11 protein-coding genes are annotated in these 14498 nt (G+C 59.0%); 6 read left to right on the forward strand and 5 right to left on the reverse strand.

Annotated elements, in window-relative coordinates; all coding sequences use genetic code 11:
• The 3 genes from I6G83_RS07435 (at position 1) to I6G83_RS07445 (ending at position 4925) form a co-directional block, all read left to right on the forward strand.
• On the forward strand, positions 1–1515 hold the full coding sequence (locus tag I6G83_RS07435) for a 2-oxo acid dehydrogenase subunit E2 (RefSeq protein ID WP_054306013.1): 1515 nt from the start codon (positions 1–3) through the stop codon (positions 1513–1515).
• 10 nt (positions 1516–1525) lie between these two features.
• Positions 1526–2923 (forward strand): dihydrolipoyl dehydrogenase, encoded by a 1398-nt coding sequence (gene lpdA, locus I6G83_RS07440; protein WP_054306012.1) that lies wholly within the window; start codon positions 1526–1528, stop codon positions 2921–2923.
• Positions 2924–3434: 511 nt separating this feature from the next.
• The gene (locus tag I6G83_RS07445) at positions 3435–4925 is read left to right on the forward strand and encodes an alanine/glycine:cation symporter family protein (RefSeq protein WP_054306011.1); all 1491 of its coding nucleotides are present in this window, start codon (positions 3435–3437) and stop codon (positions 4923–4925) included.
• 85 nt (positions 4926–5010) lie between these two features.
• Here I6G83_RS07445 and I6G83_RS07450 read toward each other — a convergent pair whose 3' ends face one another.
• Positions 5011–6477, reverse strand: coding sequence for an aminotransferase-like domain-containing protein (locus I6G83_RS07450; protein WP_054306010.1), 1467 nt, complete (start codon positions 6475–6477; stop codon positions 5011–5013).
• A 391-nt stretch (positions 6478–6868) separates the two neighbouring features.
• On the opposite strand from I6G83_RS07450, the gene I6G83_RS07455 reads away from it, so the two are divergent.
• The 3 genes from I6G83_RS07455 (at position 6869) to I6G83_RS07465 (ending at position 9869) form a co-directional block, all read left to right on the forward strand.
• The gene (locus I6G83_RS07455; RefSeq protein WP_054306009.1) at positions 6869–7768 is read left to right on the forward strand and encodes an EamA family transporter; all 900 of its coding nucleotides are present in this window, start codon (positions 6869–6871) and stop codon (positions 7766–7768) included.
• 58 nt (positions 7769–7826) lie between these two features.
• Positions 7827–8423 (forward strand): GNAT family N-acetyltransferase, encoded by a 597-nt coding sequence (locus I6G83_RS07460; protein WP_054306008.1) that lies wholly within the window; start codon positions 7827–7829, stop codon positions 8421–8423.
• Positions 8424–8648: 225 nt separating this feature from the next.
• Positions 8649–9869 (forward strand): MFS transporter, encoded by a 1221-nt coding sequence (locus I6G83_RS07465; RefSeq protein ID WP_054306007.1) that lies wholly within the window; start codon positions 8649–8651, stop codon positions 9867–9869.
• Positions 9870–9907: 38 nt separating this feature from the next.
• Here I6G83_RS07465 and I6G83_RS07470 read toward each other — a convergent pair whose 3' ends face one another.
• Genes I6G83_RS07470 through I6G83_RS07485 form a run of 4 tightly spaced genes read right to left on the reverse strand, consistent with a single transcriptional unit; the run spans position 9908 to position 13883 of the window.
• Complete coding sequence (locus I6G83_RS07470) at positions 9908–10894, reverse strand: HpcH/HpaI aldolase/citrate lyase family protein (RefSeq protein ID WP_082394658.1); 987 nt, start codon at positions 10892–10894, stop codon at positions 9908–9910.
• The gene (locus I6G83_RS07475; RefSeq protein WP_054306006.1) at positions 10894–11973 is read right to left on the reverse strand and encodes a cysteine protease StiP family protein; all 1080 of its coding nucleotides are present in this window, start codon (positions 11971–11973) and stop codon (positions 10894–10896) included. The genes I6G83_RS07470 and I6G83_RS07475 overlap by 1 nt, the downstream gene beginning before the upstream one ends.
• A 1-nt stretch (position 11974) precedes the next feature.
• Positions 11975–12748 (reverse strand): HAD family hydrolase, encoded by a 774-nt coding sequence (locus I6G83_RS07480; RefSeq protein WP_054306005.1) that lies wholly within the window; start codon positions 12746–12748, stop codon positions 11975–11977.
• Positions 12741–13883 carry a phosphoribosyltransferase domain-containing protein gene (locus I6G83_RS07485; protein ID WP_054306004.1) on the reverse strand — a complete coding sequence of 381 codons (1143 nt, stop codon included), beginning with the start codon at positions 13881–13883 and terminating at the stop codon, positions 12741–12743. Before I6G83_RS07485 ends, I6G83_RS07480 begins: the two co-directional genes overlap by 8 nt.
• Positions 13884–14498: the final 615 nt, after the last annotated feature.

The following is a 14498-nucleotide window of genomic DNA, read 5'->3' on the forward strand; positions in this document are numbered from 1 at the left end:
ATGAGTGATATCAAGACGCTTGAAATGCCCAAGTGGGGGCTGTCGATGGAAGAAGGCTCGCTCGCGCAGTGGTATATCCGGGAGGGCGACAGTTTCACCAAGGGGCAGGAAATCTGCGAGATCGAGACCAGCAAAATCGTCAACGTGCTTGAGGCCCCCTTTGGCGGCACTCTGCGCCGGGTGTTAGCCCGCGAGGGCGATACCCTGCAGGTGGGGGCGGTGCTGGCGCTGGTGGCCGAGGCCGCGGTTGGCGATGCCGAACTGGACGCCTTCGCCGCCAGCCTGACGACGACAGCAGCGGCTGCGCCGGTCGTATCGCCTTCCGCATCTCCGCAGGCCGCGCCGGCGGCCGATAAGCCTCTGCCGGCAGCCGCCGCCCCGTCGGGCAACGCGGCGCCCGCCACGGGACAGACCGAGGTGCCGGGCGGCCTGCAGGGCAGCACCGATGCCGCGCAGGTCAATGCCACGCCCCGCGCGCTGCGCCTGGCCGCCAAACTGGGGATCGATTTGAGCAAGGTGCGCGGCAGCGGACGTGAAGCACGTATCTCCGTGGCCGATCTGGAGAACGCCGTCGTTGCCGCCGGGGGCCGTATCGCATCGGCGACGCCGCCCGCGCGCTCGGGTAAAGCGCCGCGCTCGCACGCCGACGACAGCCAGGTGGCGGCAACCCCGCTGGCGCGCCGTCTGGCCGGCAAACTGGGGATCAACCTGCACGACTGCCGTCGCAGCGGTTCACGCGGGCGGGTCAGCCGTGAGGATGTGCAGGCGGCGGCGCTGCTGCTCGACGGGCAGCCGCCGGCCGCTCCTGCGCAGGAGGCGCCGCCGGCGGCTTTTGAAGCGCTGCCGATGTCGGGCATGCGCCGGGCGATCGCCAGCCGCCTGCAGGCCTCCAAGCAGCATGCGCCGCATTTTCGTCTGACCGCCGATCTTGATCTGGAGCGCCTGTTGGCGCTGCGCAAGGAAATCAACCTGGGCGCGCCCGGCGTCAAGGTTTCGGTTAACGACCTGCTGGTCAAAGCCTGCGCGCAGGCGCTGGTGGCGGTGCCGGATGTTAACGTACAGTTCGACGAGGCCAGCCAGAGCATCCGGCGCTTTGCCGATGCCGATATTTCGGTGGCCGTTGCGCTGCCGGCCGGGCTGATTACCCCCATCGTGCGCGCCGCCAACCGCAAGTCGCTCAGCGAGATTTCACACGACATCCATTCTATGGTGACCCGGGCGAAGGCCGGTACGCTCAAGCCCGAAGAGTTCCAGGGCGGCACCTTCAGCGTGTCAAATCTGGGCATGCTCGGCGTACGTCAGTTTGACGCCATCATCAACCCGCCCCAGGGCGCGATCCTGGCGATCGGCGCCGGCGAGATGCGGGCGGTGGCGCGTGACGGGCAGATCGTCGCACGCCATCAGCTGACGGTGTCGCTGTCCTGCGATCACCGGGTGATCGACGGGGCGCTGGGCGCGGCTTTTCTCCAGCAACTCAAGCTACGGGTTGAAACACCAAGCCTGATATTTGTTTAGGAGATGAGCGATGCACGATAAATACGATGTACTGGTGATCGGCGGCGGGCCGGGAGGCTATGTCGCCGCCATCCGCGCCGGACAGCTCGGGCTGCGTACGGCGCTGGTGGAGAAACAGCATTTGGGGGGCATCTGCCTGAACTGGGGCTGCATCCCAACCAAGGCGCTGCTGCACGGCGCCGAGGTGGCGCACAGTATCGCCCATGCCGATCAGCTGGGGTTCAGCGTCGGCGAGGTGAGTTTCGATCTGCAAAAACTGGTGCAGTTCAGCCGCTCGGTGTCGCAACAGTTGACCGGCGGGGTCGAGTACCTGTTGAAGAAGAATGGCGTCACGGTATTGGACGGCGCCGCCCGCCTGCGTGGCAAGGGGCAGGTGACGGTGGTCGATGCCAAAGGCGACGAGAACGACTACCGCGCCGACCACGTGATCCTGGCTACCGGCGCGCGTCCGCGCACGCTGCCGGGGATTGAGCCGGACGGCGAGCGGATCTGGACCTACTTCGAGGCGCTGCAGCCGCCAAAGTTACCGAAATCCCTGTTGATCATCGGTTCCGGCGCCATCGGCGTTGAATTCGCCAGCCTTTACAACGACCTTGGCAGCACAGTGACGCTGGTGGAGCTGGCCGCACAAATCTTGCCGGTTGAGGACGCCGAGGTTTCGGCGGCGGTGCGTAAATCGTTCGAGCGGCGCGGTATTCAGGTGCATACCCAGACCCAGGTGACGCAGGTGCAGATCACGGCGGCGGGCGTGCGCTGCACGTTGCAGAACGCCGCTGCCGGGCAGGTGCTGGAGGCCGAGCATGTGCTGCTGGCGGCCGGCGTTCAGCCTAACGTTGAAGGGCTCGGGCTGGAGGCGCTGGGGGTTGAGCTGGATCGCGGTTTTATCAAGACGGATGATGCTTGCCGCACCAACGTCTTCGGCCTGTACGCGATCGGCGACGTGGCCGGCCCGCCGTGCCTGGCGCACAAGGCCAGCCATGAAGGGACGATCTGCGTCGAGACGCTGGCCGGCGTCGCAGGCGTACACCGGCTTGACCGTGGTTATGTGCCCGGCTGCACCTATGCCCGGCCGCAGGTGGCCAGCCTGGGGCTGACCGAGGCGGCGGCGCGTGCCGCCGGGCGGTCGATCAAGGTCGGTAAGTTCGCCTATCAGGGCAATGGCAAGGCGCTGGCCAGCGCGGAGGCAGAGGGCTTCGTCAAGACGATTTTCGATGCCGAAACCGGCGAGCTGCTGGGGGCGCATATGGTGGGCGCACAGGTCACCGAACAGATCCAGGGCTTCGGTATCGCCCATCATCTGGAGGCCACGGACGAGAGCCTGCTGTCGGCGATCTTTGCGCATCCGACGCTGTCTGAGGCCATGCATGAGTCGATTCTCGCGGCGGTCGGCCGGCCGCTGCATCAGTAGGAACATGCGGCACGCGAGCGCAAAACAGGAATCATCATGTCGGCGGCTTTGCGCGGAAAGCGCGCTGCCCAGCCCCAAAATCCCGTTCCATTCGGAAACAGTATGACGTGGTTAATAAGGGTGCTGATATATCATTATAAATCAGTGTGATAACGAATTTTTTACGCATATTTATCAGGCAGTCGCGGCCGCATGTGCAATGCGTTGGCGGTTCACGCCACTTGGAAGGTTACCTATTGATTAACCGACATATTGTGCAGGCGATATGTCGGTTTTTTCTTACTTTTCCGCCGGCTTTGCCGCTCAAATAAATTGTTTAAATATGGGAAGTACCCCACATAGGGACGCTTGCCAAAAGCCGTTTTTTACGACAGGTTACACATGTGTTAATTAGTTGCACGGTGTAACTATCCCACTGCGCAAAACAGATATCTCACGCTCGACGGCACCGCCTGGTGTTAAGCAGGCAACTGCAAACGTTACCAGGGTATCAACTAAGGGGTTGGATTGCATGAATGAATTTGTCAATGCCGTCAACGGCGTGATCTGGAGCGAGGCGCTCATTTATCTCTGCCTCGGCACCGGCCTGTATTTTTCTTTACGTAGCCGATTTTTGCAGCTGCGCCACCTGAAAGGGATGGTGCGTCTGATCTTCAAGGGTAAGGCGAATGCCGCCGGGGTCTCTTCCTTCCAGGCGCTGTCCATGACGCTGGCCGGACGGGTCGGCACCGGTAACATTGCCGGGGTGGCGACCGCCATCACCTTCGGTGGCCCCGGGGCGCTGTTCTGGATGTGGGTGGTCGCGTTTCTCGGTTCCAGCTCGGCCTTTGTGGAGTCGACGTTGGGGCAGGTTTATAAGGAGAAGCTGGACGGCGAGTACCGCGGCGGCCCGGCCTTCTATATCGAGAAAGGTCTGGGCATGAAGTGGTACGCCTGGATTTTTGCCATCGCCACCATCTTCTCCTGCGGCGTGTTATTGCCGGGCGTGCAGGCCAACTCCATCGGCGCCAGCCTGGATATCGCGTTCGGCATCAGCCCGAATGTGACGGCGGCAATCATTGCCGTGCTGCTGGGCTTTATCATCTTTGGCGGCGTGAAGCGCATTGCGAGCTTCGCCAGTACCGTGGTGCCGTTTATGGCGCTGGGTTACATCATCGTAGCCTGCGTGATCGTGGCGCTCAATATTGACCAGCTGCCAGGCATCATTTTGCTGGTTTGGAAGAGTGCGTTCGGCCTTGAGGCCGGATTCGGCGCGATTTTAGGGCTGGCTATTATGTGGGGCGTGAAGCGCGGCGTATATTCCAACGAAGCTGCGCAGGGAACCGGCCCGCACGCGTCTTCCGCCGCCGCCGTCAGCCATCCGGCCAAGCAGGGGCTGGTGCAGGCGTTCTCGGTGTATATCGACACCCTGTTCGTGTGTTCCGCCACCGGATTTATGCTGCTGATTACCGGCCTGTACAACGTCCAGGGGCCGGACGGAGCCGCAATTTATACCGGGATTGCCGGCGTTGCCGCCGGTCCCGGCTATGTGCAAACCGCGATGGAAAGCATGATGCCCGGTTTTGGCAGCTACTTCGTCGCCATCGCGCTGTTCTTCTTTGCCTTCACCACCATCGTGGCTTACTACTACATCGCTGAAACCAACGTTGCGTATCTCAACCGTAAAATACATCGCCCATGGCTTACCCTGGTGCTGAAAATCGGCCTGATGGCCTCGGCCGTCTACGGCACGGTGAAGACGGCGGACCTGGCGTGGGGGATGGGCGATATTGGCGTGGGGCTGATGGCCTGGCTGAACATCATCGCCATTTTACTGCTGCGCAAGACGGCGTTCACCTGCCTGAAGGACTATGAAAAGCAGCTGGCGGAAGGCGTCGATCCCGTCTTTCATCCCGAGAAGCTTGGCATCGAACGGGCGGATTACTGGGTGAGCAACCGCGCCGAGGTAAACCTGCTGCGTGAGTCGACAGGAAAGATTGATGAAAATGCAGGGTCTGCCTAGAGATAGCGCAGTGTGAGGGCGCAATATTTCCGATGATTTCCCAAAAACCGGCGTAAGCCGGTTTTTTGTTTGTGCGATTTTGGTTTCAACGTCCGTTCTGGCCTGACTCGTCCTGCTGCTGCGACTGAATACACCATTGCGCCAGCTGCGCTATCGCCTGTTCGACGTCGGCGTTGTAACCAAACCCGGCATTCAGCCGGAAGCAGCGATCGTAACGGTTGTCGGTGGCAAAAATATGCCCGGGGGCAATGCCGATCCCGGCGTTGCGCGCCTTGATAAACAGGCTGCGCACATTCAGGGCGTCCGACGGCATCTCGACCCACAGCACATAGCCGCCCTGCGGCTGGGAAACCCTGGTCCCCGGCGGGAAGGTTTGCAGCACCTGCTGGCGGAGCTTGCCGATCTGGCCGGCGAGCTCACGCCTGAGCTTGCGCAGGTGGGCGTCATAGCCGCCGTTTCGCAGCAGCTCGCTGATTGCCGCCTGCGATAGCAGGGGCGAGCCCATGGTCGAGGTATATTTCAGCGAGGTGATTTTGCGGATGTAATGGTTACTGTGCACCCAGCCGATGCGAATGCCGGGCGCCACGGTTTTAGAAAAACCGCTGCACAAAATGACGTGCGGGCTAAAGGCCCTCATGGGAAAAGGCCGCTGCCCGCCAAAGGCCGTATCACCAAACGTATCATCTTCAATAATAATTACGCCGTTTTCATCCGCCTGCCGGGTGATATAGGCCTTTTCCTCGTTCGGTATGGTTTTCCCCAGCGGGTTATTAATATTGGCCAGGGTAATAAAGACCTTAACGGTTTTGCTTTGGAAAAGCGCCACCAGCTTTTCACTGTCGACATAGCCTGCCGGGCAGGCATCGACTTCAACCACGCGTAAGTTGAGGTTGCGCAGCATCTGCAATAAAACAAAATAGCAGGGCGATTCAACGGCGACCGCATCCCCGGGGTTGACCGTCGCGCGCAGCGCGAGTGACAGCGCCTCGATGCAGCCGTTGGTCACTAAAATCGTCTCCGGGGTGAGCGTGCAGCCGTAGTCGATCGCCCGCCGGGCGATTTCCGCTTTTAACGGCCCATAGCCGGTGCCTTTGACCGTATCCCCGAGCAGGGAGGGCTGGCTGTAGCCCAGCTGCCGCATGATCAACCCCAGCTTCCTGATGGGATACAGCGCGCTGTCGCCGTTGGCCAGATCCAGACGCACGCGGCAATTCTCGCCGACCATCGCCATATGCAGTTCTGTTTGTTCATCAAGCGGCGCGATCTCGCGGGGCTGCTCGATAACGGCCGGCGGTTTTGGCTGCCGCCGTTGCCGCGGCGCGACAAAAAAGCCGGATTTGGGTTTTGCCACGGCGTAATGCTCATCCTCCAGCGTGCGCAAGGCCTTTAGCGCGGTGGTCAGGCTGATGTTGTACTGCGTGGCGAGGGTTCTGACCGACGGCAAACGCGTATCGGGAGGCAACAGACCGGCGTCAATCGCCTGCTTTATCTGCTCGGTAAGCTGGCGATATCGGCTGAGCGGCTTGCCGGGTGGCACCTCTTCAACAGGCATCTGTTCTGCTCCATTTCGATCTGAACTGTATGTGTAAAATGATTCCGTTTGATAGTAATTTAATTATCACGGTTTGGAAATTATGCCATCACCATATTGATAACAAAGATTTTTTATTTCCCATTACGTTAATCATTAAGTCTGGATTAGCGCGAGGGTAAATGACCTGACATATTAAGGTTAAAGGGCGACGTGTATTTCACGCGGATAAGCAGGGCCGGCAGATATGCCCCTTCGTCGTTTTTTTTGCCCCAAATAATGCCTGAGTGAACGTGCGTATTAATAGAAAACCAAACGTTGCCGTGGGTAACGCCGTGTGGTGATCGTTATTTTCGTGCGTCAGGCCGATATTGCCCAAACGCTAAGCCATGCGTAATGGAGGAAAGGTTTCATGTCGGTGAAAGATATGCTGTTGGCCCTCGGTGTGATTGTGGCCTGGGGATTTAATTTCGTGGTGATAAAACTGGGGCTGCAGGGCATGCCGCCGTTTTTACTGGCCGGGCTGCGTTTTATGCTGGTGGCGTTTCCGGCCATCCTGTTGGTTAAACCGCCCCGGGTACCGCTCCGCTGGCTGGTGGCGTATGGCATGACCATCAGCTTTGGCCAGTTCGCCTTTTTGTTTCTGGCTATCAAACTGGGTATGCCGGCGGGGCTGGCGTCACTGGTGCTGCAGGCGCAGGCTTTTTTCACCCTCTTGCTGGGCGCCCTGATGCTGGGCGAGTCATTGCGCTGGAACCATATTGCCGGTATCGCGATCGCCGCGATTGGCCTGTTCCTGCTGGCCGGCGCGGGCATGGGAGGGGGCGTCACGCTCACCACCATGATGCTTACCCTGGCGGCGGCGCTGTCGTGGGGGCTGGGCAATATTACCAACAAGGTGATTATGCGTAATCACCCGGTGCCGGTGATGTCGCTGGTGGTCTGGAGCGCGTGGGTGCCGGTGGCGCCCTTTCTTGCTGCCTCCTGGCTGTTTGAGGGCCAGGCCGCGATAACGGACAGCCTGCTGCATATGCAGGGGACGACGCTGCTGGCGCTGATCTATCTGGCATTTATTGCCACTATCTTCGGTTACGCCATCTGGGGACGGCTGTTAAGCCGCTATGAGACCTGGCGTATTGCACCGCTGACCTTGCTGGTGCCGGTGGTCGGGATCCTGAGCGCGGCATTCATTCTGGATGAAAGGTTGTCGGCCCCGCAGCTGGCCGGCGCCCTGGTGATCATTATCGGCCTGTTGGTGAATGTTTTCGGCGGTCTGCTGACCTCCCGCCGGCGTGCGTACCAGCAGCCCTGATTGAGTTCACCCGCGGGGGTGAGCATGGCAAATATCACGTTTGAGAGGGGAGACAGAGATGGAATATTGTGTGGCCAAGGTGGCGGATATTGAACAGGTTACGGCGCTGCTCCGTCGCTATCAGGTAGACACCATCAGCGACGAGGACAGGAAGGACGGGTTTGTCACCACCAGGCTGACAGAAGCGCAGCTGGTGGCGCTGATTGAACAGGAGCGCGGGCTGTTCGTCGCCAAACAGGCGGGCAAAGTGGTGGCGTTTGTGATGGCGGCGTCCTGGTCGTTTTGGTCTCCCTGGCCGTTATTCCAGCATATGATCGGTCGGCTGGGGGAATATGAATTCGCCGGCCAGCGGTTAACCGTCGATAACTCTTACCAATACGGGCCGATTTGCATCGATGTCTCGGTGCGGGGCAGCGGGGTGCTGGAAGCATTATTTGCGTTTGCCCGTGAATGCATGGCGCAGCGTTTCGATATATTGGTCACCTTTGTGAATAAAATAAATCCGCGCTCTTACGCTGCACATAGCCGTAAATTGGGGCTAGAGGTGCTGAGTGAGTTTACCTTTAACAATAACAATTATTATTGGATGGTCTGTACGACGCGACCGCAGACAGCAACGGCGGAGGAAACAGATCGTTCCGCCTTGCCGCAGTAACAACAGGCCGCCTAATATCTTGCCTGCGGTAAAATCTTGACGCCACCGTGTCGCATTATTTCAAAGTGCGGCTACACTTGGTGGCGTTGTCGCGGCGCCCGCGGCGGTCCCTGCCTGAAACCCTGTCAAAACCAGCGCCTCGTCGCGGGCTATGCCACCGTTCACGGACAAGAACGACCTACCTGCGCTGTTGATCCCGTCCCCCAGTGATAAGAGATAGGTAACATGCCATTAAGCTCAGTGCAGGCGCTGTGTTTGCTCAGTTTCTTTATGTCGGATGTTCGTGATGGATTAGGCCCCTTTTTGGGCGTTTTTTTGATTAACGACCGCTGGAGCGCCGAAGATATTGGCTACGTCATGACCGCGGGCGGTATTGCGGGGCTGGTGGCGACGCTGCCGGCGGGGATTCTGGCCGATGCCTCCGCGCGTAAACGGCTTCTCGTTTCACTGGCGGCGCTGCTGATTATGAGCGGTACGCTGCTGCTGTGGTTCTTCCCCCATCCGCTGATGGTGTACGCCAGCCAGGTGACGGCCGGGGTGTCGGCGGCGCTGATCGGCCCGCTGATGGCCGGGTTGACGCTGGGCCTGGTCGGACAGCGGCTGTTTGCCCATCAGCTCGGGCGTAACGAGGCCTACAATCACGGCGGCAATATGCTGTCGGCGCTGCTGGCGGGCGCGGCAAGCTGGTTCTGGGGGTTAGGGGCTGTCTTTTTACTGATGATCGTCATGACCTGCGGCGCGCTGATGGCGGCGTTTGCCATCCGTGAGCAAGATATCGATCACCGGGTCGCCCGCGGCCTGAAGCCCGATGAAACGCCGGCGCAGATGCCGTCGCTGGCGACGCTGGTGAAAATGCCGGCCCTGATGTTAACCGGGCTGACGCTGCTGCTGTTTCATCTCTCCAATGCGGCGCAGCTTCCCATGCTGAGTATGCAGGTCGCCTCCGGGGAACAGGCCCGCGCCTTTAATCCGGGGCTGTACGCCGCGATGACGGTGGTCATCGCCCAGTGCGTGATGATCCCCGTCGCCTTGCTGGTGCCCCGCTACGTGCGGAAATATGGCTATCAAAAGCTGATCCTGCTGGCATTAATGGTGCTCCCGGTACGTGCTATGACGGCCGCGCTATGGCCGTCGCCCTGGGCGGCGATACCCGTGCAGATTTTTGACGGGCTGAGCGCCGGTATCCTGGGGGTCGCGGTGCCGGGATTTATCGCCTCGCTGCTCAATGGCACCGGACACGTTAATGCCGGGCAGGCGCTGGTGATGCTGGTGCAGGGGTTCGGCGCGGCGCTCAGCCCCGCCGTTGCGGGCGCGATCGCCACGCACTATTCGTGGCGGGATGCCTTTATGAGCCTCGCCGGCATTGCCGTCATGGCGCTGCTTATCTGGCTGACGTTTTCGGGCCGCAGACGGCCGCTTGCCGCTGTCGGAGCGCCGCAAAAATAATGAAGTACGGCGCCTTCTTACTTCATCGGGCCGGCCCGTCAGGACGTCACGCTGACGGGCTGTTGTCTGTGAGCTGTCAGGGCGGAGGTGTCAACGGCCGTTGCGCTCCCGCCCTGCTCGCCGTAGAGCCCATAAATGCCGGCGCGCTTCAGGATTCCGGCCGCCCAGCGGCGATGCGTGGCCGGCTCGCACATCGCGCCCTGAGATTTAAATACGGCCTGTGTGGTATTGAGGATGCGCAATGCATCCGCGTGCTCGTCTGCAGAGACCATCAGCGCTTGCTCAATAATGCCGATCTGTTCCGGATGAATCGCTGTTTTACCCACCAGCCCGTGCGAGATATCCAGGGATAACTCTTTGGCCATGACCGCATAATCGTCAATATGTTCGCAGACGGGTGCGGTCAGCGAAAAACCCTGCGGGCCAAACACGGCAACCAGCATTTTGATCACGTAGCCCATCGGGCCGTCATAGAGAGTCAGGTTGCGCGGCCGGCGTAATGAGATGACGTTCATCAGATCGTTGCCGCCAATGCGCAGCGCAATAATCCTGCCGCGGCAGGGGTGTGAAACCAGCGTTGTCGCCAGCTCACGCATTTGCACGATATCAAAGACGTCTGCGGTTTCCAGCGTCGGCATCAGGCACAAATGCGTATCTGATATCAGCGTCCACCAGGCCGGCAGTGAGGCAAGCGTGAACTTGGGCAGCACCATTCCGTCGGCGGCGGTTAAATCAAACTGCTCGATCAGCCGTTTTCCCATTTCCGCATGCCGGGGGCGGATAAACACCAGCGGCCAGCCGTCATTCCCCTTGGCGGCCTTGGCCGCATTCAGCTCCTGCATCAGCTGTTTAAGGTTTTGCAGAGCGAGCGGGATATCCGCATCGCTGACCGCATCTTCAAGGCAGATAATCAGCGAACGCAGGCCGGGGATTTTGCCGCGTATCACGGCGTCGGCGATATCAGTCCGGGTGGCGGGCATATAGAGCGTCGCGCCGAGATTCCACGGAGAGAGACGATGTATCATCAAAGAACCTTTTTTATGATGGTGACGGCTCTGTACTGGCCAATGGCGTTGCCCATTTCAGTCACGGCGATCCCTTTATCCCGGGCAAGAGCGACCAGCAGGGCAACGTCAGGATCGTCTATCGTGCGGACAAAAACGTGGTCCGGAACGCGGCGCAGCACGGCCCTGGTGGCCTCGGCGATGCCGGGCTTGATGCGATTTACGCTGTCGACGGCGTAGGCGTCGGCAAGATGGGCGATAACATCGCGGCTGGTCTGCCAGAGCGCGGCATTGTTTTCCCTGCGCCAGCGCAGTGGCGCAAGCGAGGATAGGGCAAGCTGTTTACGGTGGCGGGCGACGGTGTCCACCAGCATGCGGCTGCACTCATATTCCTGCAGATGGTCGCAAATGACGCAGCCGTGTAACCCGCTGGCGGACCATACCGAGCGTGAGATAAGCCCGGAGACCGGCGCGCCCATAATGCCGAACGGTATCAGCCAGTCATCATCGCTGGCCGCCAGCCATGAACAGCCGCAAGGGTCGGCCAGCACCACGAGGCGAGGCTGCTGCGGATAGCCCGCCCGTCCAGCCAAAGTCCGGATCAGTTCACCCGTGATGGCGCCTTTTCCCGTCCAGCCGTCGACGAATACTATTCCCTGCGTGCCGTGACGGCCTTCAATCATTCCCAGAGCTGATGAATCAATCCCCCGGTCGCGAATAATGCTGATGCCATAGTGATAGGATGTCTTGCCCATCTCCCGCAGCGTCTGGTGCAGCATGACGCCGAGCGGGACACCGGCCCTGACCAGGCTGACTAAAACAATGGGTTCATCACCGAATCGGTGTGCCAGTTCGATGGCGATTTGCGTGACTTCTCTCGCCAGCCTGTCGGCGCCCCGCTTCAGGGCCTGGGAGAAGAGATCAAGATGCCAGGGCGTCGGGGCCGGCTCCTGGCTCAGCATATCCGAGTAATGCTTTTGGCCTGACTGGATCAGCTCCTCTTTCCTTTCTACCGGCGTCATCTCCATCACCAGCGGTTTTAACAAAAACTGTACGTCATCAGGTAAATAAGAGCCGGAAAAAGGTGTAATGTGCCGCATATTATTTTTCCCCGAAAATACGCCGTGCAATGGCATCGGCGAACTGGCTCTGGTGAGGGATCGCGAACCAGCTACACAGTTTCATAAACCGATGATCGCTGAGGCTGTCGCCAAGGCCGATAACCGGGAAAACGCCGCGTTCCGCTCTGAGTTTGTCCAACAGCCAGGTGGCGGCCAGCCCTTTCTCAACGGGCTGAGGCACCCAGGCGACGTTATTGCCGTTACGGTGAATGTAAAATCCCTCGGTAGAGAAGCGCTGAGCGAGGTCATCAGCCATGGAATACAGCTCATCGAGACGGCTGCTGTCCCGGTGTTTCATCACCAGGTAGATGGGCGTGTTGTCATATTCGACGTTGAGTCTGGCCCAGGCGTTAATGCCCGCGGTTGCCATCATCCGGGTGATGGACTGTTGCATTGACAGCAACCTTTCCCGGTAGGGCGCCAGATTCTGCAGCATCATTGCCTGCCACTCCTGGTCCGGCGCCCCGTCCGGCGCCAGAATGACAGCGCCGTGTGTCGTGATGGACCACGAGCGGAAGGGGATGGTAACCCTGCTGATTTCTTCTGTGCCACGGGCCGTCACCGGAATGAGCTCCGCCTGCGCCAGTAACCAGTCCACCAGCATGGACTGTTCTTCATTCATAAAGCTGCGCGGGTGCAGATCCTTGTCGAGTGCCGCGGTGCGAAAAGGCTGCTGCGCCAGCTCGCCAACCATTTTGCGCCGGGTCTGGAAAAGCGTGTCGTCGAGATCGCTGAGAACAACCGGTTTATTCATAGGTCACAACCTCCACCACGGGAGCCACGTCGGCCAGCGCTGTTAACAGCAGGCTGTCCACACTTTGCGCAGGCGTCTCGATGCAAAGCAGGATGCGGTCAAAGCGCTGGTGAGCCACGTTGTAAACAAAATTGGCGATGCCCAGGCCATAGTTGTCCGTGAAGGCAATCGCTGACTTAATGGCAAAGCCGGTAGCGATGGGAGAACGGGTGGTTGAACTGTAAACAACGGCGGCGCCTGCCTGTTCCAGCCGTTCTGCAAGCAGGTAGGGTTCCCAGACAAACTCGCCGGTTCCCAGCACCAGGATACGTTCCGCGGATGACGCCGTAATATTGCGCCCGAAATCGCCGGCAGGCTCGGTCATGCCCAGACGGCCCCAGGACTGTTTTCCCACAATGTTCCAGGCGCCGCGGGAGGTGACATTCACCGAGGGCATAACCGGCACCGCTGCATCCCGCGCGGGTTCCCAGCGCCACTGGCCACTGACCAGTGATACGGCGCTGACGGGGAGCGGGCTACGTTGGCGTAATGCGTCGTTGCTCCAGTCGGTAAGCGTTACTGCGACAATCTGCTCCAACTGGGCAAGCTTTCCCGTGGCGCGTAACGCGGTCAGCAGGTTGATAAAGGTGTTGCCGGTCGTGGCTTCGTCGTCGATCAGCACCAGGGTGCGTGCGGCCGCTACCCTGCGACGCATTTCAGGGGATTCGGGCAGATAAATAAGATGGTCGGTGGCGTGGCTGTGCTCTTCCTTAAATTCACACAGCAGCTCTCCCTCGACAGGGTGACGCGTGGAGGTGAGGTAAACGCTATGGCGGTATTGCCGTCTGACTTCATCAAATACGCCGGCCCCCAGGCCGACGGCCGTTTCCGCCATCCCGATGAACAGCACAGGCTCAGGGAGTGAAGCGGGGAACTGGCCGGCGAGCTGACGGTAGACCTGACGCATTACCCGCGGCGCCACCGGGATATGCCTCCCCAGCACCTTGCTGACGAACAGAAAGGCCCGTTTCGGATTTCGTCTTTCGGCAATCTCAAACAGCGTCTCAAGCGCATAATCGCCGCGCTGGGGGATAACCTGAATCGTACCGCTATGCAGTGCCCGGCGATAAACGGTACCCTCAGTGATTAAAGACATAATACGGCCTCAATTAAGATAGTTAGTACGTTGAGCAGGGGGGCGGGGCCGCATCATTATCGATCTCGCCGTCACGCGGGCAGCGGGCCTTTCCGGCTGGGCGTTAGCGTCAAAAAAATAAACCGCACCCGCTTTCATTAATCCTGCTTTACTAAATTAAGAAACAACTAAGAATTAAGAATTTTCTATTATTTGATTTATTTGTTTTAAGAATATTCTATTTTAATTAGTAATGCGTAACTATTGATAGTAACATTTAATTTACAATTTTTAAGAAAGTACCGAGCGTGTTTCGTGATGCCCGTTGGGATTAGCGCGTTCCCATAAGTTAAATTTTTCATTCATGAATGCATAACGACACAAGGTAAAGGCACGGAAAAAACGAGTAGGCCAGTCTATGAATGGATGGAGATAATGTCAATTATAGGCTGATGATAAGTTTTCTTGCATTTGTGATACATATCCATATGACTGTGTTTTATTAACTACATGTTTTTTATCTATTATTTATTACTTTGTTATCTTTAATCAATAAGGGATATAAACTTTCCCTTGTAAGGGTTGTGCATCATGATATGATTTTTACCCAGCCTGCTGATAGCTAACTTTATTGTG

This window comes from Serratia rubidaea (assembly GCF_016026735.1).
Lineage (GTDB): Bacteria > Pseudomonadota > Gammaproteobacteria > Enterobacterales > Enterobacteriaceae > Serratia_B > Serratia_B rubidaea.